At 53.9% G+C, this 20,934-nt stretch carries 21 protein-coding genes; 8 read left to right on the top strand and 13 right to left on the bottom strand.

Translation table 11 applies throughout. The annotated features are described in order from the left end of the window. Nucleotides 1-49 precede the first annotated feature (49 nt). Nucleotides 50-265, bottom strand: a complete 216-nt coding sequence (locus SHEW_RS17540) for an HP1242/YdcH family protein (RefSeq protein WP_011867187.1) — start codon at nucleotides 263-265, stop codon at nucleotides 50-52. 443 nt (nucleotides 266-708) lie between these two features. Between SHEW_RS17540 and udp the strand changes: the two genes are divergently transcribed. Next, nucleotides 709-1,467 (top strand): uridine phosphorylase, encoded by a 759-nt coding sequence (gene udp / locus SHEW_RS17535; protein WP_011867186.1) that lies wholly within the window; start codon nucleotides 709-711, stop codon nucleotides 1,465-1,467. A 76-nt stretch (nucleotides 1,468-1,543) separates the two neighbouring features. On the opposite strand, the gene SHEW_RS17530 is transcribed toward udp, so the two are convergent. Next, a complete protein-coding gene (locus SHEW_RS17530; protein ID WP_041407482.1) occupies nucleotides 1,544-2,296 on the bottom strand; it encodes an outer membrane protein OmpK in 753 nt (250 codons plus the stop codon). A gap of 301 nt (nucleotides 2,297-2,597) precedes the next feature. On the opposite strand from SHEW_RS17530, the gene SHEW_RS17525 reads away from it, so the two are divergent. The 6 genes from SHEW_RS17525 (at nucleotide 2,598) to SHEW_RS17500 (ending at nucleotide 9,064) form a co-directional block, all read left to right on the top strand. After that, nucleotides 2,598-3,059, top strand: a complete 462-nt coding sequence (locus SHEW_RS17525) for an NfeD family protein (RefSeq protein WP_011867184.1) — start codon at nucleotides 2,598-2,600, stop codon at nucleotides 3,057-3,059. A 29-nt stretch (nucleotides 3,060-3,088) separates the two neighbouring features. Beyond that, nucleotides 3,089-4,015 carry an SPFH domain-containing protein gene (locus SHEW_RS17520; RefSeq protein WP_011867183.1) on the top strand — a complete coding sequence of 309 codons (927 nt, stop codon included), beginning with the start codon at nucleotides 3,089-3,091 and terminating at the stop codon, nucleotides 4,013-4,015. Beyond that, nucleotides 4,012-4,947, top strand: coding sequence for an SPFH domain-containing protein (locus SHEW_RS17515; protein ID WP_011867182.1), 936 nt, complete (start codon nucleotides 4,012-4,014; stop codon nucleotides 4,945-4,947). Before SHEW_RS17520 ends, SHEW_RS17515 begins: the two co-directional genes overlap by 4 nt. 172 nt (nucleotides 4,948-5,119) lie before the next feature. Then, complete coding sequence (gene uvrD, locus SHEW_RS17510; protein ID WP_011867181.1) at nucleotides 5,120-7,300, top strand: DNA helicase II; 2,181 nt, start codon at nucleotides 5,120-5,122, stop codon at nucleotides 7,298-7,300. Nucleotides 7,301-7,417: 117 nt separating this feature from the next. Further along, nucleotides 7,418-8,278, top strand: coding sequence for a 4-hydroxybenzoate octaprenyltransferase (ubiA, locus tag SHEW_RS17505; protein WP_011867180.1), 861 nt, complete (start codon nucleotides 7,418-7,420; stop codon nucleotides 8,276-8,278). Nucleotides 8,279-8,503: 225 nt separating this feature from the next. Next, the gene (locus tag SHEW_RS17500; protein ID WP_011867179.1) at nucleotides 8,504-9,064 is read left to right on the top strand and encodes a hypothetical protein; all 561 of its coding nucleotides are present in this window, start codon (nucleotides 8,504-8,506) and stop codon (nucleotides 9,062-9,064) included. A 79-nt stretch (nucleotides 9,065-9,143) separates the two neighbouring features. Here the strand turns inward: SHEW_RS17500 and hemB are convergent, their stop codons facing one another. The 11 genes from hemB to SHEW_RS17445 form a co-directional block, all read right to left on the bottom strand. Further along, on the bottom strand, nucleotides 9,144-10,160 hold the full coding sequence (gene hemB / locus SHEW_RS17495; RefSeq protein ID WP_011867178.1) for a porphobilinogen synthase: 1,017 nt from the start codon (nucleotides 10,158-10,160) through the stop codon (nucleotides 9,144-9,146). Between the two features lie 91 nt (nucleotides 10,161-10,251). After that, the gene (locus SHEW_RS17490) at nucleotides 10,252-12,120 is read right to left on the bottom strand and encodes a sensor domain-containing diguanylate cyclase (protein WP_011867177.1); all 1,869 of its coding nucleotides are present in this window, start codon (nucleotides 12,118-12,120) and stop codon (nucleotides 10,252-10,254) included. Then, nucleotides 12,107-12,916: a TatD family hydrolase gene (locus SHEW_RS17485; RefSeq protein ID WP_011867176.1), complete on the bottom strand. Its 810-nt coding sequence runs from the start codon at nucleotides 12,914-12,916 to the stop codon at nucleotides 12,107-12,109. The genes SHEW_RS17490 and SHEW_RS17485 overlap by 14 nt, the downstream gene beginning before the upstream one ends. Further along, a complete protein-coding gene (locus tag SHEW_RS17480; RefSeq protein ID WP_011867175.1) occupies nucleotides 12,916-13,455 on the bottom strand; it encodes a hypothetical protein in 540 nt (179 codons plus the stop codon). The genes SHEW_RS17485 and SHEW_RS17480 overlap by 1 nt, the downstream gene beginning before the upstream one ends. A 111-nt stretch (nucleotides 13,456-13,566) precedes the next feature. Next, nucleotides 13,567-14,322, bottom strand: a complete 756-nt coding sequence (tatC, locus tag SHEW_RS17475; protein WP_011867174.1) for a twin-arginine translocase subunit TatC — start codon at nucleotides 14,320-14,322, stop codon at nucleotides 13,567-13,569. Nucleotides 14,323-14,325: 3 nt separating this feature from the next. Then, a complete protein-coding gene (tatB, locus tag SHEW_RS17470) occupies nucleotides 14,326-14,724 on the bottom strand; it encodes a Sec-independent protein translocase protein TatB (protein ID WP_011867173.1) in 399 nt (132 codons plus the stop codon). A 6-nt stretch (nucleotides 14,725-14,730) separates the two neighbouring features. Then, nucleotides 14,731-14,961: a Sec-independent protein translocase subunit TatA gene (gene tatA, locus SHEW_RS17465; protein ID WP_011867172.1), complete on the bottom strand. Its 231-nt coding sequence runs from the start codon at nucleotides 14,959-14,961 to the stop codon at nucleotides 14,731-14,733. A gap of 60 nt (nucleotides 14,962-15,021) precedes the next feature. Then, nucleotides 15,022-16,671 (bottom strand): ubiquinone biosynthesis regulatory protein kinase UbiB, encoded by a 1,650-nt coding sequence (gene ubiB, locus SHEW_RS17460; protein ID WP_011867171.1) that lies wholly within the window; start codon nucleotides 16,669-16,671, stop codon nucleotides 15,022-15,024. Continuing rightward, nucleotides 16,668-17,291 (bottom strand): ubiquinone biosynthesis accessory factor UbiJ, encoded by a 624-nt coding sequence (locus tag SHEW_RS17455; protein ID WP_011867170.1) that lies wholly within the window; start codon nucleotides 17,289-17,291, stop codon nucleotides 16,668-16,670. The genes ubiB and SHEW_RS17455 overlap by 4 nt, the downstream gene beginning before the upstream one ends. A gap of 220 nt (nucleotides 17,292-17,511) precedes the next feature. Beyond that, nucleotides 17,512-18,267: a bifunctional demethylmenaquinone methyltransferase/2-methoxy-6-polyprenyl-1,4-benzoquinol methylase UbiE gene (gene ubiE, locus SHEW_RS17450; protein WP_011867169.1), complete on the bottom strand. Its 756-nt coding sequence runs from the start codon at nucleotides 18,265-18,267 to the stop codon at nucleotides 17,512-17,514. A gap of 225 nt (nucleotides 18,268-18,492) precedes the next feature. Next, entirely contained in the window at nucleotides 18,493-19,536 is a 1,044-nt protein-coding gene (locus SHEW_RS17445; RefSeq protein WP_011867168.1) for a formimidoylglutamase, read from the bottom strand. Nucleotides 19,537-20,512: 976 nt separating this feature from the next. On the opposite strand from SHEW_RS17445, the gene SHEW_RS17440 reads away from it, so the two are divergent. After that, nucleotides 20,513-20,932 carry a hypothetical protein gene (locus tag SHEW_RS17440; RefSeq protein WP_011867167.1) on the top strand — a complete coding sequence of 140 codons (420 nt, stop codon included), beginning with the start codon at nucleotides 20,513-20,515 and terminating at the stop codon, nucleotides 20,930-20,932. Nucleotides 20,933-20,934: the final 2 nt, after the last annotated feature.

Raw genomic sequence — 20,934 nt, 5'->3', positions numbered from 1 at the left:
AGATAAGAAAAGGGCGCCTAGGCGCCCTTTTTAATGTCCGATGTCCGCACTATTTGTCGTGTGCCTTAAGGATCTGATGCAGTTCCTCCTTGATATGCAGCTTCTGCTGTTTGAGTACCTTGACCTCTGGGGTGAAATCGCTGGCCGCATGTTGCTCTAGCTCTTTAATCTCGTCGTCGAGTTCGTTGTGTTTGTTAAACATCTTAAGAAAATGCGCGTCTTTTGATTTTAGTTCGCTGATCAGGTCTCTGTATTCTGGAAACATATTGGCCGTCCTTCTTGGTCAAAATGGGTGAGAGGTCATAGCAAAAGTGGTTAATTTCCCTTTGCTATGGTTTCAGCCTAGCGCGATCTGTTTGCTGGTTTTGTGATCGACTTCACCGCCTGGGATTTCGTTTTCGTCGCTTTACTACAGCTTACTTAACCTGTTGTCATACAAGCTTATTTTGTGATTTTTATTTGGGTGTTAAACCAAGAACTCGGCTATGGCTCAGGCCAAGTAATAAATTTTGCCGGCTGGCTGGCAGCCTAGGTGGGAGTTGCTATATTTTCAGTGCTGCTAGCGGAAATGCTTTGGTAAATTCATTACAACAAATTATCTAACTACTGGCGGGGAAAGTGTGATCAGGTTAACCTTAATGGCTTTCATACTAGGTTAAAGTCCATTTTATAAGAATTTTATAATCAAAATTGAAAGGGGTTTTCACAATGTCAGATGTATTTCATTTAGGCCTGACGAAAGAGATGTTAGATGGTGCAACACTTGCTATCGTTCCGGGCGACCCAGAGCGTGTGAAACGTATTGCCGAGTTGATGGACAATCCAACATTCCTGGCCAGTCACCGCGAATACACCAGCTACCTTGCCTATATCGACGGTAAGCCGCTGGTGATCTGCTCTACCGGTATTGGTGGTCCATCGACCTCTATCGCCGTGGAAGAGCTGGCACAGCTGGGTATCGACACCTTCCTGCGTGTCGGCACCACGGGTGCTATTCAGCCACAGGTTAACGTGGGTGATGTGATTGTGACTCAGGCGTCAGTGCGTCTAGATGGTGCGAGTCTGCACTTTGCACCTATGGAGTTCCCAGCCGTGGCGAACTTCGAATGTACTACCGCCATGGTGGCGGCGAGCCGTGAAGCGGGTCTTGAGCCTCATATCGGTATCACAGCTTCGTCAGATACTTTCTACCCAGGTCAAGAGCGTTACGATACCGTGACGGGTCGTGTGACTCGTCGTTTTGCCGGTTCGATGAAAGAGTGGCAGGACATGGGCGTACTCAACTATGAGATGGAGTCATCGACTCTGTTTACCATGTGTGCGACTCAAGGTTGGCGCGCGGCTTGTGTGGCTGGCGTGATCGTTAACCGTACTCAGCAGGAGATCCCTGATGAGGCGACCATGAAGCAGACCGAGACCAGTGCCGTGTCTATCGTGGTAGCGGCGGCGAAGAAACTGCTGGCTTAAGCCTAGCGGCTGAACTCGCGAGATTAAAAAAGGCGCCTGAAGGCGCCTTTTTTGTGAGCAAAGCATACTCAAAAACTTAGAAGTGATACTTGGCGATCACAGAGTAGGTGTTCTGATCTATGCCCTTAACACCATACTTGTTCTTCCAGTAATCGTATTCGATACCGACGAACAGCTTATCTTTCTTGTGAGCACCGAAGATGGCTGCGCCCAGGTCGTACTTAACCTGAGGGTTGAAGTGGAAGTTCTCTTCATAGCCAGTGTTGTCGGCCGAGAATACCCAATCGATAAAGCCGTCGAAGACGATGTTCGAGTGGCCTACCGGGAAATCCATACGAAAGACTGGGGTCAACTGCCAGCCGTCACTCAGATTGCCGGTGCTGATAGCGTCGCGGCGATAGGTGTTTAGCTGGAAGTAGCTGAAATAAGGGATCTTGAAGTCGAGACCCACACCATAGAGGAAGCTCTTCACCGGGCCTTCGCCCTCTTCGTAGGTGAGTGCCAACGACACGTCTGTGATGGCGCCTACGCCCACAGGCTTGCCTAAGATCTTGCTGGCGCTGAAGCGGGGCGAGATCTCACCATAGGTGGTGCTGTCTTTGCCGCCGTTGTTACCATTGAAGTAGATGAAGTCCTGAAAGGCGAACCAGTCGCCATACTTCCAGCCGCCGGCAGTTTCTAGGGTAATAGTGGTTTGTCGCTCCGAGGGCGCCAGATCATAGTTGTCGCCGTAAAGGGCGGTGGCACTGAAGTCCCACCATTGGATCATATCATCGGCCAGCGCGGGCTGGGCGGCGACTAGCGCGAGGAGAAGCCATTTCCTGTTCATCATCTTTTTACCTTTATCATTATTTTGGGGGGCAGCTTTTGACGCCGCTATTTGGGACTGATTTGAAAACAATCGCGGCACTCTCAAGGTGTCTTTTCGGCTTATTTTCACGCCCTATTATTTATGCGCCGCAAGTATACGGGATTTCGCCATTGTGCCCAATTCCAAAACAATGTCTTTTACCTAGGTAAATTAAATGTTTGTTGCCTGTGTCACATTTGTATCATGACATAATATGTCGCATTGCGAGAAAAGAGCTGATATAGTCTTGGCAGGGATACTCTCATTTCAGGGGGGAAATATGGAGTTTTCTAATCCTATCTTTATCTGGATTGCCGTCGGTTTAGTCTTGATGTTAGCCGAGATCATTCTGCCTGGCGGTATCGTTATTTTCCTGGGTGCCGCCTGTGTGGTGGTGGCGGGCGCATTGACCCTAGGTTGGGTCGAAGGCTTTGTGCAGGCCCTGACGCTCTGGTTCATCGCCGCTATCGTCTTGTTACTGGCTTTTCGTCAGCTGACACAGCGCTTGGTGGGTGGTGATTCCCATGTGGATAATACCGATGAGGAGTTTGACCTTTATAACCAAGTTGCCGTCGTCAAGGCGGTGATCGGCCCAGCACAGCAGCAGGGGCGCGTCGAGTTTCAGGGAAGCGAATGGCCAGCACTGGGTGATGGCAGCGAGATCCCTATCGGCGCGCGCGTCAGAGTGATCTGTCGCGAGAATATTGCCCTGGTCGTTGAACCTTTGACAGAGCAGGCATAGCCTGGCTGCTACTTTACAGGATGGAATCTATGTTCGAATTTACCATTTTTATACTCTTCGTTTTCTTTATTCTTTATAACCTATTGTTGATCGTTCCCATGCGCGAGGTACACGTTATCGAGCGTCTGGGTAAGTTTAGGGTGGTGTTACAGCCAGGTTTTCACTTTTTAATTCCCTTCTTCGACCGCGTAGCCTATCGCCACGACACCCGTGAGCAGGTGCTGGATGTGCCGCCACAGAGCTGTATCTCGAAGGATAACACTCAGCTGGAGGTCGACGGCCTGGTCTACCTCAAGGTGATGGACGGTAAACTGGCCAGCTATGGTATCGAAGACTATCGCCGCGCGGCGGTGAATCTGGCACAGACCACAATGCGCTCCGAGATAGGTAAGCTGAGTCTGAGTGAGACCTTCTCCGAGCGAGACAGCCTCAACGAATCTATCGTACGGGAGATCGATAAGGCGTCCGATCCCTGGGGGATCAAGGTACTCAGGTACGAGATCAAAAACATTACGCCATCTTTCAAGGTGATCCACACCCTGGAGAAGCAGATGGAGGCCGAACGCAGTAAGCGCGCCGAGATCACCCTGGCCAATGCCGAGAAGGCGGCGATGATTAACCTCTCAGAGGGTGAGCGTCAGGAGGCGATCAACCTGTCGGAGGGTGAGAAGCAGAAGCGGATCAACGAGGCCAAGGGTACGGCCCAGGAGATTGCCATCGTTGCCCGCGCCAAGGCGGAAGCCATGACCATGGTCTCAGAGGCCTTGGCACTGGAAGGCGGTAACGAGGCGATGAACATGCAGCTCAAGGAGCAGTTCATCACCCAGCTGGGTAAGATTCTCAACGAAGCGGATATTTCAGTGGTGCCGGCCGAGATGGCCAAGCTGGAAGGCTTCTTTGAGGGCATGGAGCAGGTGACTCAGAGTGTGGGTCAGGTAAAAGGAGGTCGCGCATGATCGCAGATATCAACACAGATTTAATCGTACTGGGCATTTGGGGACTGATCTTCGCCATCTTCATCATCAAGCTGTTTCAGTCGATCCGCCTGGTGCCTACCAAGTCAGCCTATATTGTCGAGCGTCTGGGTAAGTATCACACCACCTTAGATGCCGGTTTCCATGCCCTGGTGCCTTTCATCGACAAGGTGGCCTATGTGCATGACCTGAAAGAGGAAACTATCGATGTGCCGCCTCAGGAGTGTTTCTCCAGCGACGAGGTAAATGTCGAGGTGGATGGGGTTATCTATATCTCCGTGATGGATCCCGTGAAAGCCAGCTATGGGGTGACCGACTACCGTTACGCGGCCATTCAACTGGCGCAGACCACCACTCGCTCTGTGATTGGTACCCTGGATCTCGACCGCACCTTCGAGGAGCGTGACGTGATCAGCGCCAAGGTGGTAGAGGTGCTGGATCAGGCTGGCGCTACCTGGGGGATCCGGGTGCACAGATATGAGATCAAGAATATCGCCCCACCCGAGACGGTGAAGAACGCCATGGAGATGCAGGTGAACGCCGAGCGTGAACGCCGCGCCCTGCTGGCCAAAAGTGAGGGTGATAAGCAGAGCAAGATCAACCGCTCCGAAGGGGTCAAGGCGGAGATGATCAACCGCTCCGAGGGTGAGATGCAGAAGCGGATCAACGAGGCCGAGGGTAAGGCCGAGGAGATCCTCACCATCGCCAAGGCGACCGCCGAGTCTATCGAGCGCATGGCTCAGGTGGTGTCGGCGCCCGGCGGTAAGAACGTGGTACGCATGCAACTTGGTGCCCAGTACCTCAAGCAGTTCGACGGCCTGACCAACAGCGCCAATAAGATAGTATTGCCGGGTAACATGATGGACTTCGATCACTGGATGGACAGCATAGGGCTGGAGGAGAGCAAGGACTAATCCTCACTTGGTACCCTAACTATCCCCAAAAGCCCAGGCCCTTGCCTGGGCTTTTTATAGTTCATCGCATATTAGCGTGGGCTAGGTGTGGATGACCTATGGCGATACGGTCGACGGTAGGATCGCGCAACACCTCCTGTTATACTTGCCGCCTGATTTTTTGGAGGCAAGAATGGACGTATCTTCTTTACTCGACGGCTTAAACGACAAACAGCGCGAGGCCGTCGGCGCACCACAATCTAGCATGCTGGTGCTGGCAGGCGCGGGCAGTGGTAAGACCCGGGTACTGACCCACCGCATCGCCTGGCTGATGCAAGTAGAGCAGCAGAGTCCCTATTCTATTCTGGCGGTGACCTTTACCAACAAGGCCGCGGCCGAGATGCGCGAGCGTGTGGAGAAGGTGAGCGGCAGCAACATGGGCCGCATGTGGATAGGTACCTTCCATGGCCTGGCCCACCGCCTGCTGCGCACCCATTATCAAGACGCCAACTTGCCCCAGAGTTTCCAGATCCTCGACTCGGACGACCAGCTCAGGCTGATCAAGCGGATCCTCAAGAGCCTCAACCTGGACGAGAAGCAGTATCCGCCCCGTCAGGCCCAGGGCTACATTAACGGCAAGAAAGATCAGGGGCTGAGACCCAAGCATATCGATGCAGGTGGCTTCCCCATTGAGCAGAATCTGCTGAAGATCTATCAGGTGTATCAGGAGTCATGCGATCGCGCCGGCCTGGTGGACTTTGCCGAGATCTTGCTAAGGGCCCATGAGCTCTGGCTCAACAAGCCCCATATTCTGGAGCACTATCAGGAGCGCTTTAAGAACATCCTGGTGGACGAGTTTCAGGATACCAACGCCATCCAGTATGCCTGGATCCGCGTGTTGGCCGGCAGCACGGCCAACGTGATGATCGTCGGCGACGACGACCAGTCTATCTATGGTTGGCGCGGCGCCCAGGTGGAGAACCTGCACCGCTTCCTGCAGGACTTCCCCGCGGCCCAGACCATACGTCTGGAACAGAACTATCGCTCCAGCGGCAACATACTTAACGCCTCCAACGAGCTGATCGCCAATAACCCGGACCGACTGGGTAAGAAGCTGTGGACCGAAGACAAAGACGGCGAGAAGATCGGCCTCTATTGCGCCTTCAACGAGATGGATGAGGCCCGCTTCATCGTGGGTCGCATCACGGACTGGCAGGATATGGGCGGTAACCTCAGCGATTGCGCCATCCTCTATCGCTCCAACGCCCAGTCGCGGGTACTGGAAGAGGCGCTGCTGCACAAGGGGATGGCCTACCGCATCTATGGCGGCCTGCGCTTCTTCGAGCGTCAGGAGATCAAGGATGCCATGGGGTATCTGCGGCTGATCAGCAACAAGAACGACGATGCCGCCTTCGAGCGTATCATCAACACGCCGACCCGAGGCATAGGCGATCGTACCCTGGATATCCTGCGCAGTACGGCGCGCCAGCAGGAGCTGACCCTGTGGCAGACCTGCCTGCGCCTGCTCGATGAGAAGGTGCTCTCTGGCCGCGCCGCCAACGCGGTACGTAGCTTCATGGATCTAATCGTTACTCTGCAGCAGGAGACGGCGGAGCAGTCGCTGCACCGCATGACAGATCATGTTATCCAGGCCTCTGGCCTCAAGGCCATGTATGAGGCGGAGAAGGGCGAGAAGGCCCGCGCCAGGGTGGAAAACTTAGAGGAGCTGGTCACCGCGGCGCGCACCTTCGTGATGCCGGAAGATCTCGAGGACATGGGTGAGCTAAATGCCTTCCTCTCCCACGCGGCGCTCGAGGCGGGCGAGGGCCAGGCCGATGCCTTCACCGACGCCGTGCAGCTGATGACCTTGCACTCGGCCAAGGGCCTGGAGTTCCCCATGGTCTTCATGGCAGGGGTCGAGGAGGGGATCTTCCCCAGCCAGATGGCGATGGATGAGGGCGACAGGTTGGATGAGGAGCGCCGTCTCTGCTACGTGGGTATGACCCGCGCCATGAAGCAGCTCTATATCACCTATGCCGAGTCGCGCCGTATCTATGGCCGGGAAAACTATGCCCGTCCGTCACGTTTCATCAAGGAGATCCCTGGCGACTATGTGCAGGAGATCCGCATGCGAACCAGCGTGTCGGCGCCGGCGAGCAGCAACAGATTCGGTCAGGCCCAGCCCGCCTTTAACGGTTCAGCCTTCAACGATTCCGGCTTCAACATCGGCCAGCGGGTGAATCATCCCAAGTTTGGTGAAGGCAAGGTGACCAACTTCGAGGGTAGCGGCGCCCAGGCCAGAGTCCAGGTGGATTTTCTCGACGTGGGCAGCAAGTGGCTGGTGGTGGCATATGCCCGTCTCGAGACACTGTAAACCCGGGTTGATAAAGCGCTTGAAACTCTTAGGGTGTCAGTCATAATGCCAGAGTATTTTGATGAGCTTGCCCACATAAATCGAAAGGCCAAAGCAGTCGTTAGGAGAGCCTAGAAAATGAGCTTAAGGGATAAATTGGACGCCTATTTGCGTCTGGCGCGGATGGATAGACCCATAGGTACCTTCCTGCTGCTGTGGCCATGTTTGATGGCATTGGTGTTGGCTGCCGGCGGCATGCCGGATCTTAAGGTGTTGATCATCTTCGTTATCGGTGTGGTGGTGATGCGCGCCTGTGGCTGTATCATCAACGACTATGCCGATCGTAAGTTGGACTCACATGTGGAGCGCACCAAGAGCCGGCCCCTGGCCAGCGGCGAGGTGACGGTCAAAGAGGCGCTTATCCTGTTCGTGGTGATGGGCCTGCTGGCCTTTGGCTTGGTGCTGATGCTCAACCCGCTGGTGGTGCAACTCTCCTTCGTCGGTATCATACTGACCATCATCTACCCCTTTACCAAACGTTTCACCAACATGCCGCAGATGTTCCTCGGCGTGGTGTGGAGCTGGTCGATCCCCATGGCCTATGCGGCGCAGCTAGGCACAGTGCCGGTAGAAGCCTGGTGGCTGTTTGCCGCCAACTGGTGCTGGACAGTGGCCTACGACACCATGTATGCCATGGTGGACAGAGACGATGATCTCAAGGTGGGCATCAAGTCGACGGCGATCCTCTTTGGCCGCTTCGACCGGCAGATCATCGGCCTGTTTCAGCTGGCCGCCCTGGGCTGTTTCATCATGGCGGGGCTCAGCGCCGATCGCGGCCTGGTCTTCGCCTTGGGGATCCTCACCTTCATCGGCTTCGGTCTCTACCAGCAGAAGTTGATCTTCGATCGCGAACGCGCCCCCTGCCTGCAAGCCTTCTTAAATAACAACTGGGCCGGTATGGTGCTCTTCGTGACCCTGGGCGCCGATTATCTCATCTAATACCATTAGGATGAAAAACAAAGCCATTACACTGCTTATAGGAGCGGCGCCATGGCTTTTTTAATGCCTGCCTCCTGCAAGTTAGCCCATTCACCAAACTGACATCATCTCCCTATAGCATCTTGTCTGACGAGCCAAGAAGGCTATTGCCTTCTACACTTACTTAACGCAATAGCTCAGGCTACAGGAAAGCTCGATGGGCGCAGCGTTGAGGTGAGGCAAGGGATGATGTCATATTCGAATCTGGTGTTTGAGGTGGGTGAGTGGCAACTCTATGAGCTGGTCTTGCTGGGTGTCGGCCTGGGGATCTTGCTACTGAGTCTGCTGATTGGACATTGGTGGCCCCTGGGACTCTGGCGCTGGGCCCTGGTACTGATCGTTAGTGGCGGCCTGGTAACCCTTTGCGCGCAGAGCCGTCTTCAAGTGAGTCAGCTCAGCGACCTGCTGGTAAGAGGCGCCAAGTTAGAGGTGGTCGAGGGCAACTTTCACTACGGCGACTATCAGTTTTCTAACGTGGCCAAACATGGCATAGATTACCGCGAGATCAGCCTGGATGAGCGTGCCATCAAGCTGTATCACTCAGGTTATCTTCCCAGCGCCCGCTGCTACCGCGCCCTCTATACTCAGAATCAGTTTCACCCCGACGCCCACCTGCGGCTCTCCATCTACTGGAGCGAGTATCACTATACCTATCGCAGCAATCGCTATACCCTCAAGGCGCCCTGTATCGTCAAGGTGGAGCAGCTGTTCGACGATGAAGGTTTGGCGCTGGCCGCCAGCCGTTAACTGTCATCCTAAAACTCGCGCGCAGAAACAAAAAAGCCAGCGACTCGCGTCACTGGCTTTTTTGTTTAAAGAGATAGCCTTACTTGTTATCGGCTTCCTTCAGCCACTGTGCGGCACGCTTGGCGAAGTAAGTTAGGATGCCATCGGCACCGGCGCGCTTGAAGCAGAGCAGTGATTCCATCACGATCGCCTTCTCGGCCAGCCAGCCATTCTCGATGGCCGCCATGTGCATGGCATACTCACCGCTCACCTGATAGGCGAAGGTCGGTACGGCCAGCTCTGTCTTGACGCGGTTAACGATATCCAGGTATGGCATGCCAGGCTTAACCATCACCATGTCGGCGCCTTCCTGAATATCTAGGGCGACCTCGTGCAGGGCTTCGTCGCTGTTGGCCGGATCCATCTGGTAGCTGTGCTTGTTGCCGCCCTTGAGGTTGCCGGCAGAGCCGACCGCATCACGGAAGGGACCATAGTAGTTAGAGGAGTACTTGGCCGAATACGCCATGATCTGGGTGTTTACGTGACCCGCTGCTTCCAGCGCCTGACGAATCGCGCCGATACGGCCATCCATCATGTCCGATGGCGCCACGATATCGGCACCGGCCTCGGCGTGAGACAGGGCCTGCTTCACCAAGATCTCTGTGGTGATGTCGTTCAGGATATAGCCGTCTTCGTCAATGATGCCGTCTTGACCATGGGTGGTGAAGGGATCCAGCGCCACGTCTGTCATCACCCCAAGTTGTGGGAAGGCTTCTTTCAGGGCGCGAACCGCGCGCTGCGCCAGTGCGTCGGCGTTGTAGGCCTCTTCGGCCATCAGGGTCTTCTTCTCGGCTGGGGTCACAGGGAACAGGGCCACCAGAGGGATCCCCAGCTTAACGAGTTCTTCCGCTTCCTTGAGCAATAGATCTATTGAGTAGCGCTCGATGCCAGGCATTGAAGCGACCTGCTCAGTACGGTTATTACCTTCGAGCACGAACATAGGGTAGATCAAGTCGTTTACCGACAGCTGGTTTTCGGCCATCAGACGGCGACTAAAATCGTGTTTACGCATGCGGCGCATTCTGCGCTGAGGAAAAGCACTGGTAATGATGTTCACATTCGACTCCTAATTTAGGGTTGTTTGCTTTATTGGGCTACACACTTCACAGCTCATCCGTGGATGGGGCATAGCCACTAAGTCGGTTACTTTATTCTTCGAGTTCGGGCGAATAGACGCAAACGCGATTTCGGCCCTCATGCTTGGCACGATAGAGTGCCTTGTCTGCCTGGTCGACCAGCAGCTGAGTGTGCTGATCATCGACGATCACTTCGGCGCAGATCCCGATACTGATGGTGAGCGGAATAGCCTGCTCTCCCCATGCCAGCGGCAACTCACTGACGGTGCTGCGCATCAGCTCCGCCACCTGTAGCGCCCCGTCACAGGAGGTATTAGGCAGTATCATAGCAAACTCTTCACCACCGAAACGTGATACCAGATCACTTGGGCGTCTTAATTTTTCCTTTAACGCCTGGGCTATGGTCTTGAGCGCCTGATCCCCGGCAAGGTGGCCATAGGTGTCGTTTATCGCCTTGAAGCGGTCGATATCTATCATGAGGATCGCCAGCGGCGTCTGTTGACGACGACTCAGGCGGCCTTCGGCCTGCAGGCGTTTCTCGAAGGCGGCGCGGTTTTTCACACCTGTGAGACTATCGACCGTGTTTTGTTCGGTAAGTTTCTGGTTGGCCTCATTTAATTCTCGAAGTGCGATCTCGAGCTCTAACGTGCGCTCCTGCACCATCTGCTCCAGGCGTTCGTTGCTGTCGGCCTCGATCTGCAGCGCCTCTTCCCGGGCCTGACGGATCCGCTGGGCCTGCAGCAAGGCTTCCTGCTGGATCTTGAGCTTGGCCTTACGCTCGTCGTTGTAGCGAATCGCCAATACCGCCGCCATAAAGACGATTTCGAAGCTCAGGCCGACCATTATCGGTGTCTGATGCATGATGGGCAGGTAGATGACCCCCAGATACATCATGGCGGTGACGAAGGAGCCGATAAGCATCCCAGACCAGGCCAGGGTGTAGAGCCTGGCCAACTTATGGCCTCGTAGGCTCAGCAGCAGGGCGATCAGCATCAACATACTGGTGGTGATCAGCACGGCGACTATGTTGACCTTGAGGGCCACAGAGTAGCTTAAAAACGGCGTGACCAAGGTGAGAAACAGCCCGGTAGCGGCGCTGTAGCGACAGAGCCTCAACATCTTGAGGTTGTGGTACTTGAGCTGCAGCACCTTCTCGGAAAACATCAGCACGAAGGTGAGGGCGATCGGGATCAGTATGGGGATCATCACCGCCTGCAACACGGGCCAGTTAGGCCAGAGATAACGGAACGACAGGCCGTGAAGGGTGGCCACCAAGAGGGTCACCGACAACACATAGCCAGAGTAATAGCTGTAGCTGTAGGAGCGCGAGGTGAGTGCGATAAACAGGCTAAACAGGCCAATCGCCATCAGGGCGCCCAGCTGGAATCCCTGATAGAGGGACTGTGTCTCCGTGGCCTTGACGATATGGTCCGGCGACAGCAGGGAGATGGGCAGGTTAGCACTGCCCTCGGTATCGACCCGAATATAGAAGCTGTGCACTACCTCGGGCGTCAGTTCGAAACGATAGAGGAAATCGTTGTTGATGATGGGCCGTTGGCTGAACGGATAGCTGTCGCCAATCTCCAGGTGAACTGTCGGCTTACCTCTCTGTAGGTGGTACAGGCTGACCCTATTCAGGTGCGGGTTGCCCAGCTTAAGGTAGCGCCGCATCTGGGTATCAGTGGCGTTGTAGAGGCTTATCTTGACCCAGAAAGGCTCTACCCCCAGGTGCTGGTTAAATTCCGGGGTCAGTCGTTGCCAGTGGCTGGAGCTTAGCTTGCTGACCTGCTCCAGGCTGGTCAGCGAATCATCTTGCACATAATAGAGCCAGGAGGCGAGCTCGATAGACTGGTTTTTATTGACCGCCAGCAGCGACTCCCCTTGGCTAAAGCCGGGGAAGCTCAGGGTGATCAGCAGTAACAACAGCTTAAAGGGGCTCATAGTCCGCTTCTAGGCCGAAGAAGGCGCAGCTGTTGTGATAGGCCTGACGGGCAAAGGCCTCCTCAGTTTCGCCCCTGAGCTGGGCGATGACCCGGCTGATGTAGGGCAGGTATTGCGGCTTGTTCTTGCTCGATTTCGGCTTGGGTCGCATGCTGCGAGGCAGCAGATAGGGACTGTCGGTTTCTATCATGATGCGCTCGGCGGGAATGTCGACCACCAACTCGGCCAGCTCTTGGCCACGGCGCTCGTCGCACACCCAGCCGGTGATCCCTAAGTGCAAATCTAACTCTATGTAGCGCTCCAGGCTGGCGCGGTTGCCGGTAAAGCAGTGCAGTAGAGCACCCTTCAGATGCGGGCGATAGCGCTGCAGTATGGCGGCAAAGTCCTCATGGGCATCGCGCTCATGCATCAGCACAGGCATCTCCAGCTCGACGGCCAGGGCCAGCTGGGCCTCGAAGGCCTCGCGCTGTTTCGGTCGGGGCGAGAAATCACGGTTATAGTCCAGGCCACATTCGCCGATGGCCACAACGCCTGGCTGCCTAGCCAGCTGTATGAGTCGATCACGGCTAGTGGCGTCCCACTCGCTGGCATGGTGCGGGTGCACTCCCGCCGTGGTGTAGAGGGCGTTTGGATAACGGGCGATGCAGGCGATCGCCTGCTGACTCTCGTCTAGGCTGGAGCCAATAACAATGAGCGGCGAAACCCCATGGGCCGCCGCATCACTGATTAGCGTGTCACATTCTTGTTCTAACGGGCTGCCAACCAGGTTGACAGCTATGTCTATGTAGCTGGGCATTAGTCGATGCGCTTGACCCTGATGGTGGCGTTAGTGTCATCTTTACCCAACAGGAAAGAGCCTAGGGCGCCCTTCTCGATAAATACGGTTTCACCCGCCTTAACCTTGAAGCGATTGGTGTCATTCTGTTTCCAGACCTGGCCATTGTCGAAGCTGATGGTCAGGATGCCACGGGGATTCTTCTTCACCGACTTGACCGTCATGACAATCTTTTCGACTTCGGCTTTCTCTTCCTTATAGACCTTACCGAAACTGGCTTCCGGTGCGGCCGGCGTGCTGGCTACGACGGCTGCTGCCTGTGGTGCAGGCTTAGGCTGAGGCGTCGGTGCGGGTTTAGAGACAGGCGCCATATGGCTGCTGGTTTGAGACTTATTGCCTACCTTGGCTGCCAGGTTGTCGTAACAGATCAGTCTGTCTAGCTTGTCCTGTTTTGCCGCACATTGGCTGAGTTGCTGCTCGATACCGGCAGAGGCGTTGAGTGAGAAAAGAAGAGTGGAGAGTGCTATCCAGCTGGTCGGTGCCGCAAAACTTAAGCGCATATAGAGTTCCTTTTTATTATGGAGGGCTCGCGGCGAGACAGGCTGATGATGGGGTAATAAATAACAACAAGCTATCCGTTGCCGGATAGCTTGCAGCAAGATTCTGTTTTATTACTCAGCGTTGTCTTGCTCGGAGAGCTCGTCTTCGTCAGAGTCCTTTTTACTGTAGAAACGCGCGGCAATCAATCCCCCCTCAAACAATATCAGCATAGGCACGGCCAACATGGTTTGTGAGATGATATCTGGCGGCGTTAACAGCATGCCGACCACGAAGGCGCCGACAATAATATAAGGACGTTTCGCCCTGAGATCTTCAACCGTAGTAACCCCCGCCCAACAGAGCAAGATCACAGCGATCGGGATCTCGAACGCCAGACCGAAGGCGAAGAACAGCTTAAGCACAAAGCTCAGGTAGCTGCTGATATCGGTCGCCACCTGCACCCCTTCGGGGGCCACGCTGGTGAAGAAGCCAAACACCACGGGAAATACTATGTAGTAGGTGAAGGCGATACCCAGGTAGAAGAGTATGGTGCTGCTGGCCAGTAGCGGCACCATCAGACGCTTCTCATGCTTGTAGAGGCCTGGCGCGATAAAGGACCAGATCTGGTACAAGACATAGGGAATGGCGATAAAAAACGCTAGGATCAGCGTCAGTTTAAAGGGAGCAAAGAAGGGCGCGGCCACATCGGTCGCAATCATACTACTGGACTCGGGTAGCGCCTGCATAAGCGGCGTGGCCATGTAGTGATAGATATCGTTTGCCCAGTAGACTAAGCAGATAAAGACCAGGAGGACACTGCCAATGGCTTTGAGCAACTTGTTGCGTAACTCGAGCAAGTGGCTGATTAACGGCTGCTGTTGCGACATGAACTACCCGTCAGATTTTTCGGTTGAATTGCTGGCCTTGGCTGTCGTGGTCTCTGCAGGTTTCGCCTCGCTGCTGGCGGGTTCGCTGCCAGTGGCAATATCTTCTACCTTATAGGGACGATTAACAGATTGGGCTGCTTCTTTTAATTGATCGATTGAATCCTGTAACTCGGGAGAGAGGTTCTTTAACCCCTGGCTTTCCGCCTTCTTAAGATCCGCGTGCAGCTGCTCAATTTTAAGCTCTTGCTCCAGCTCATCTTTTACCGAGTTAGCCATGCGCTTCATGGCACGAATCCAGCCTGTAATTGAGCGCACCGCGACCGGTAGTCTTTCGGGGCCGAGTACGACCAGCCCCAAAACACCAATCAACAGCAGCTCCATAAAGCCGATACCGTCGAACATAAGGAATTACGCCTGTTCTTTATCCTTGGACTCAGTCTTTTTCTCTTCAGTCTGAGCTGTTTTTTCTGCGCTGGTGTCTTCGATAGCCTTCTTCTCATCTTCAGAAGACATAGCATTCTTGAAGCCTTTAACAGCACCGCCGAGGTCACCACCTAGAGAGCGCAATTTCTTAGTTCCGAAAAGCAAAACAACGATTAAAGCAATGATAAGAAGTTGCCAAATACTGATGCCACCCATGTAACTTTCCTCTTGATGTAATACTGGTCCTATTATGACCCTTTGGTTATTTAGTGCTAGCTAAAATTTGCGATTCTTTGGTCTAGATCGCCATCCGAGTAACCACAAGGTTGCGCCGATGCCGATACAAGCATAAGAGGCCCATAGTGTAGCGTTTTGGGAAAACAAAATACTGCCACAGATCACTAAAACTGCTGATGTGATTAAAAGGTAGTTGCTTTTATGGGCTTTTTGTTGCTGCTTCAGGTAGCGATCCAGCAGCTGATTCTGACTGTTGACGAAGTTTTTACCCATCTTCAGGTTGTCGTAGACCAGTTCAGGCAGCTCAGGCAGCTTATCTGTCCAGTAGGGGAATTGCTTCTTGATCTTCTTCGCCATGCCCAGAGGCCCCATCTGCTCCGCCATCCAGCTTTCCAGGAAAGGCTTGGCCGTCTGCCAGAGATCCAGCTGAGGATAGAGCTGACGTCCCAGGCCTTCGATATAGAGCAGGGTCTTCTCCAGTAGCACCAATTGCGGCTGCACCACCATGTCGAAACGGCGCGCGGTGCGAAATAGCTCAAGCAGCACGTGGCCGAAGGAGATCTCATCCAGCGGCTTGTTAAACATGGGCTCGCACACCACCTTGATCGCCTGCTCGAAGGCGACTAGATCTGTGTCGGCCGCCACCCAGCCCGACTCGATATAGAGCTGGGCGATACGGGTATAGTCGCGGTTGAAGAAGGCGAGGAAGTTCTCCGCCAGATAGCGCTTATCCTGCTCCGTGAGGGTGCCCATGATGCCGCAGTCCAGCCCTATGTAGAAGGGATCTTCTGGATGCTCGGTGCTGACAAAGATGTTGCCGGGATGCATGTCGGCATGGAAGAAATTGTCGCGAAATACTTGGGTGAAGAAGAGCTCGACGCCGCGCTCTGCCAGCAGCTTAAGGTTAGTGCCCTGGGCTTCCAGCGCCGCCCTGTCGGATACGGGTACGCCATAGATGCGCTCCATGACGATCAGGCGGGTAAAGCAAAATTCTTCATACATCTTAGGGATGTAGAGGGCGCCCGAGTCGATGAAGTTGTTTCTGAGCTTGATGGCGTTGAGGGCCTCGAGCTTGAGGTTCAGTTCGCCTTCGATTGTGGTGCGATAATCTTCTACCACCTCGGCGGGGCGCAGGCGGTTGCCGTGGCCAAGCAGAGTTTCCAGCACCTGTGCACTCTGGGTCATCAGCAGCAGGTCGGCGTGGACCTTCTCTTCCACATTGGGTCTGAGCACCTTGAGCACTACCTCTTCGCCGTTAGACTTGAGGGTGGCGGTATGCACCTGAGAGATGGACGCAGAAGCCAGTGGTGTGTCGTCGAAGTTATCGAAATAGGTCTCTATGGGGGCGCCGAGTTCGGCCTCTATCTGGGCGCGGGCGATGGCGGAATCGAAGGGGGGCACCCTGTCCTGCAGCATGGCCAGCTCTTCGGCCCACTCGTCGCTGAGCAGATCCCGGCGGGTCGACAGCATCTGACCAAACTTGATGTATACGGGGCCCAGCTCCTGCATCGCCAGCTTGAGACGCTCGCCGCCCACCTTGTCTTTATGTTGGTTGGTTAACCAGAAGAAGCTCCAGCGTAGCAGCCTGAAATACCAGGGTTTGAGCTTAGCGGGGATAAGATCATCCAGACCATATTGAAGCACCGTCTTTACGACTTGGTATGCGCGCCGCATGCTTTTGATTGTCATCTGTTGCTGTTTGCCTTGTTTATGAGTCGCTCAATCCGTTGGCTTAAGGCGTTGGTATCGGCCTCAAGTTGCTCGATTCTATCACTAAAATGAACAAGTTCTATCTTGTGTGGGCTCAGGCGATATTCCTCTGTGGCCAGCTGGCCCATATGATCCCAGCTCTTGCTCAGTACCTGACTCAGCTGTTGTTTCAGCTGCTTGGCGCCCTCGGTGAGCAGGTGAGTCGGCGCATCGCCTATGTAGCGTGACAATGGCTCGGCAAAGTCGAACTCCACCTGCTGCATGAAGTGGCTAAAGCTCTGTAGCAGGTTGAGATCCCCTTCCAGGGTCAGCTTGTCTTGCTTGAGCAGCTCGGTAAGGTTGGCGCCCTCGGTGAGCTTATAGAGGGTGGTCAGATCGGCATACACCTTGGTGGTCACCTCGCCATCATACTGACTAAAGACCTGAATCTCTTTGGCAAACAACAGGTAGATGGGCCAGCCCAGTTGGCTGAGTTCGAGGCAGAGTACTCGCCCCTGCAGGTTGTGGAGTTTGGCGTAGGCGCCGGGAGACTGCTGAGTCACTTTTTTGAGTGCGGTTTCGAGGGCCGCACAGATCAGCAATGCAATTTCACGTTTCATGCGTTACCTAAGACCTGAGAATCTGTGGCTGCTGGGCTCATCATCAACTGATGACGGCGCAAAGGTGACGCTATTCTACACTAAACTGGCGACAAAAGGGCTAGGTAAAAATGTCATTTATTCAGTGAGATTGCGGCGAGGCGGCCAAAGTAGGCGACAACAAAAAGGCCCCAACTGTGCGGGGCCTCTTTCGATATAAGAATTGGTATTGGAACCAATATTAGAACTTGTAACCCTTGTGCAGGGCGACGATACCGTCTGTCATATTGGTGTATTCCACCTGCTCGAATCCGGCATCTACCATCATTCCTTTAAGGGTTTCCTGATCCGGATGCATGCGGATAGACTCGGCCAGATACTCATAGCTGCCGGCATCCTGAGTGATAATATCGCCCATCTTAGGCAGTATCTTGAAGCTGTAAAGATCGTAGACCTTACGCATCAGGTCGTGCTGTGGCTTAGAGAACTCGAGGATCAGCAGCTTGCCGCCTGGCTTAAGCACGCGCAGCATAGAGCGAATCGCCGCATCCTTGTCGGTCACGTTACGCAAACCGAAGGCGATGGTGATGATATCGAAGTGGTTGTCAGGGAAAGGCAGCGCCTCGGCGTTTGCCTGCACATAGTTGACGTTACCCACAACGCCACGGTTACGCAGCTTCTCGCGGCCCACTTTCAGCATGGAATCGTTGATGTCGGCCAGGGTCACCTGACCTGTGTTACCCACGATATGGGAAAACTTGGCGGTTAGGTCGCCAGTGCCACCGGCGAGATCCAGTACCTTCATGCCCGGACGCGCACCCGCACTCTCGATGGTAAAACGCTTCCACAGACGGTGAATACCAAAGGACATGACATCGTTCATGATGTCGTATTTGGCGGCGACCGAGTGAAAGACGTCGGCCACTAGGTCTGCTTTCTTCTCAGCATCGACCGTCTTATATCCAAAGTGGGTACTGTTTGAGCTGCCCTCTGACATTACTGGCTTCCTGTTTATTGCTGCTGTTAACCGCGAGTGTAAGTGATTGACTCAGTTTGCTGAATCATTGGTCTATCACTCTGTGATCGATGTAAATAATCCGTGCACAATTAATTGAAAAATGCGTGATAGCGCAGAGTTTCAACCAGAGTTTCAACCAGAGTTTCAAAAACGAGGAGCGCATTACAGCACAATATTAGCAATATGCCAAATGCGCAGAGTGACTTACCCCAGGGGATGCTGTGCCAGTCGTCCCTGGATATAGGCGTAGATCAGCTCGCCGATGCTCTGGCCCGTCTCCCGACGACCGGCCTCCACACCCGCCACGTGACAGCTTGGCGCCGCCTCCGCCAGATGCAGGTAGGCGGCCGGCGTCTTGCTGGCCACCTGATTCACATAATAGAGGGCGTCGAGCAGGGGAATCCCCGCCGCGGTCGAGGCGCTGCTGGGCATGTTAGTGATGGCGTCGAGATCTAGCTCCAGTGCTACCGGCAGATCGCTGGCGTTGAGGTCCTCGACTATCGCCTTGAGCGCCTGTTCCAGGCTTGTCTCGCGTCTGACCCAGATGGCCTGTAGCGTGTGCCACTTGCCGCCGAAGGCCGTTAGCTGCTCCAGGGTCTGCTGACTGTTTTTCAGCTCATGTAGCCCCAGCACATGATAGTGTCCCAGGGCGCCGCTGGCGGCGGCATAGCTAAAACCATTGCCGCTGTGGCGGCCTTCTCGCGGGCGAAAGTCTGAGTGAGGATCCAGGTTAACTGCCGCTACCATTTTACCTGTCGCCTGCTTGGTGGCCATCAAGAGGCCATATGCGTTGTTATGCCCGCCGCCGATCACAATCGGCTCCAGGCCGGCCGCCATGATCTCGCCGACTATCTCGATCACCCGCTCATCTAGCTTGTCGACATTCTCTCTCAGGGCCTGTGCGCTGCTGCCCTCTGGCAGCTGTAGATCGTCCGTGGCGATCTGCCCCAGCACCAGGCAGTGGCCACCGTCGAGAAACTGGTTCGATTGGAAGTTGCAGAACTGCGCCATGGCGGCCTCGAAACCATCGACGGCGCCGCCGCGTCCCAGGTTGGCCCTGGGGCCAATATCTTCGCCTATCCCAAGGATGACAAAGCGCACCCCGTCGGCCTTGGCACTCGCCAGCTGCTCGCCGAGTGGCGTTTTGCCCTCATAACAATGAATTGTCTGGCCAATCTTGGTTTCGCCCTCACGCTTGGCGACAAAGCCCTGGCAACGCTCGGCTGTAAATGGAATTAGGGTTTGCATTATGGGTTCTGTTTTTTGTTGTTGATGCAAAGGTGGGGTAATTTTAATGGATAAAATTTAGAAAAGTTTGATTTTTTTGTCGTCTGCAAAAAATACAGGTTTTTCTGAGTAGACTCTAGCCGCATGGATGTTGGGGAAATGTTTGAAGGTCGCACCTTCATGGCAACCTATCACCTGCGGTGGGTGCAGTATAAGGATATACCAATGTCGTGATCACATGGATGTGAAAGAACGACCTTATGTGCAAACACTATTTTGGCACGGTGAGTGAAGCGTAGCTTCGTGCTTACGAACGAGAGGCATGGATGCCGAACTGGCCTTTAAACAGGGAGGTTGTTCGAGCACATCCATGTGGGCTCTGCGAAATCATCCCTGATTTCGAAGGCCAAAATCGTGTTTACACTGGGTATCTAACGCCTCTTCGATTTGGCTTTAATTGGATTGGCTAGCTTTCTCGTTTTTTCCAACTGTAGCGTTTAGCTGAATGTTTGTTGGGAGGGTGTTTGAAGGTTGCACCTTCATTGTTATTTAACGCCTGCCCGGCGGGGGATGTGCAGATACCCTTGTGAGACGCCGCAAGTAAGTTCCCTGTAGGCTCTGCCGTGACATCCCTGTCACGGAAGCTCACCAGTGTATCTACACTTGGTATCTAACGTCTCTTCGATTTCGCCTTACTTAGATGACATTGAGACAAGCTATTCTTTTTAATAAAAAACGCGCGGAAATGTGACTGAACATGTTGATTGCTGCCTGATCAATAGCTTAATGTGTAACCAATCAAGGACAGAGCTAGGCAAACTCGAATCAAACATCGATTACGTTATTCAGGGAAGGAAAAGCCAACCACCATGCGCCAACCAACGCCCTCAAAAGTATACTCTGACCCCATTTATTTACGTGCTTGGTCTCCTACCTTACAAGGTAGCGTACCTTGCAAGGTCTCACTAATAAGTTGTTATGAAGCCAAAGGTATCTGATGAACCTAGAGTCTCTTTACGAAGAATATGTCCAAGCAAAATCGGTGAAAGAAAAAAGTGTCGGTCATCAGGCAATTCAAAAAGTGATAGGTAAGGTTGCTTGTAATTTTCCGAAGGATAATCCTGAGGCTTTAGCGTGGTTTACAATGGCTTTAACTCATGACAGTAAAAAATGGTTTGTCGCAAAGCTACTTGAAAAGGTAAATCCCGTACCTAAAGCACTGTTTGATGATTTGGTTTTTGCATCACTAATTGAGAATGATCCGAGTTTTAATAAATGGTTTATCGCACCATGCGTAAGAACGTTTGGGGTCGATGCAGTTAAATCGAGAATAATGACTTTTTCGGCACATCCTCAAGTAATTGAAAATGATGGTGTAACCAAAGTAATGTACTGGGTTCCGAGGTTGGCTTCATAACC

It is taken from the genome of Shewanella loihica PV-4 (genome assembly GCF_000016065.1).
Lineage (GTDB): Bacteria > Pseudomonadota > Gammaproteobacteria > Enterobacterales > Shewanellaceae > Shewanella > Shewanella loihica.
Note: the sequence above shows the minus strand (reverse complement) of the source record. Positions and strands in the feature narration are given on the sequence as shown.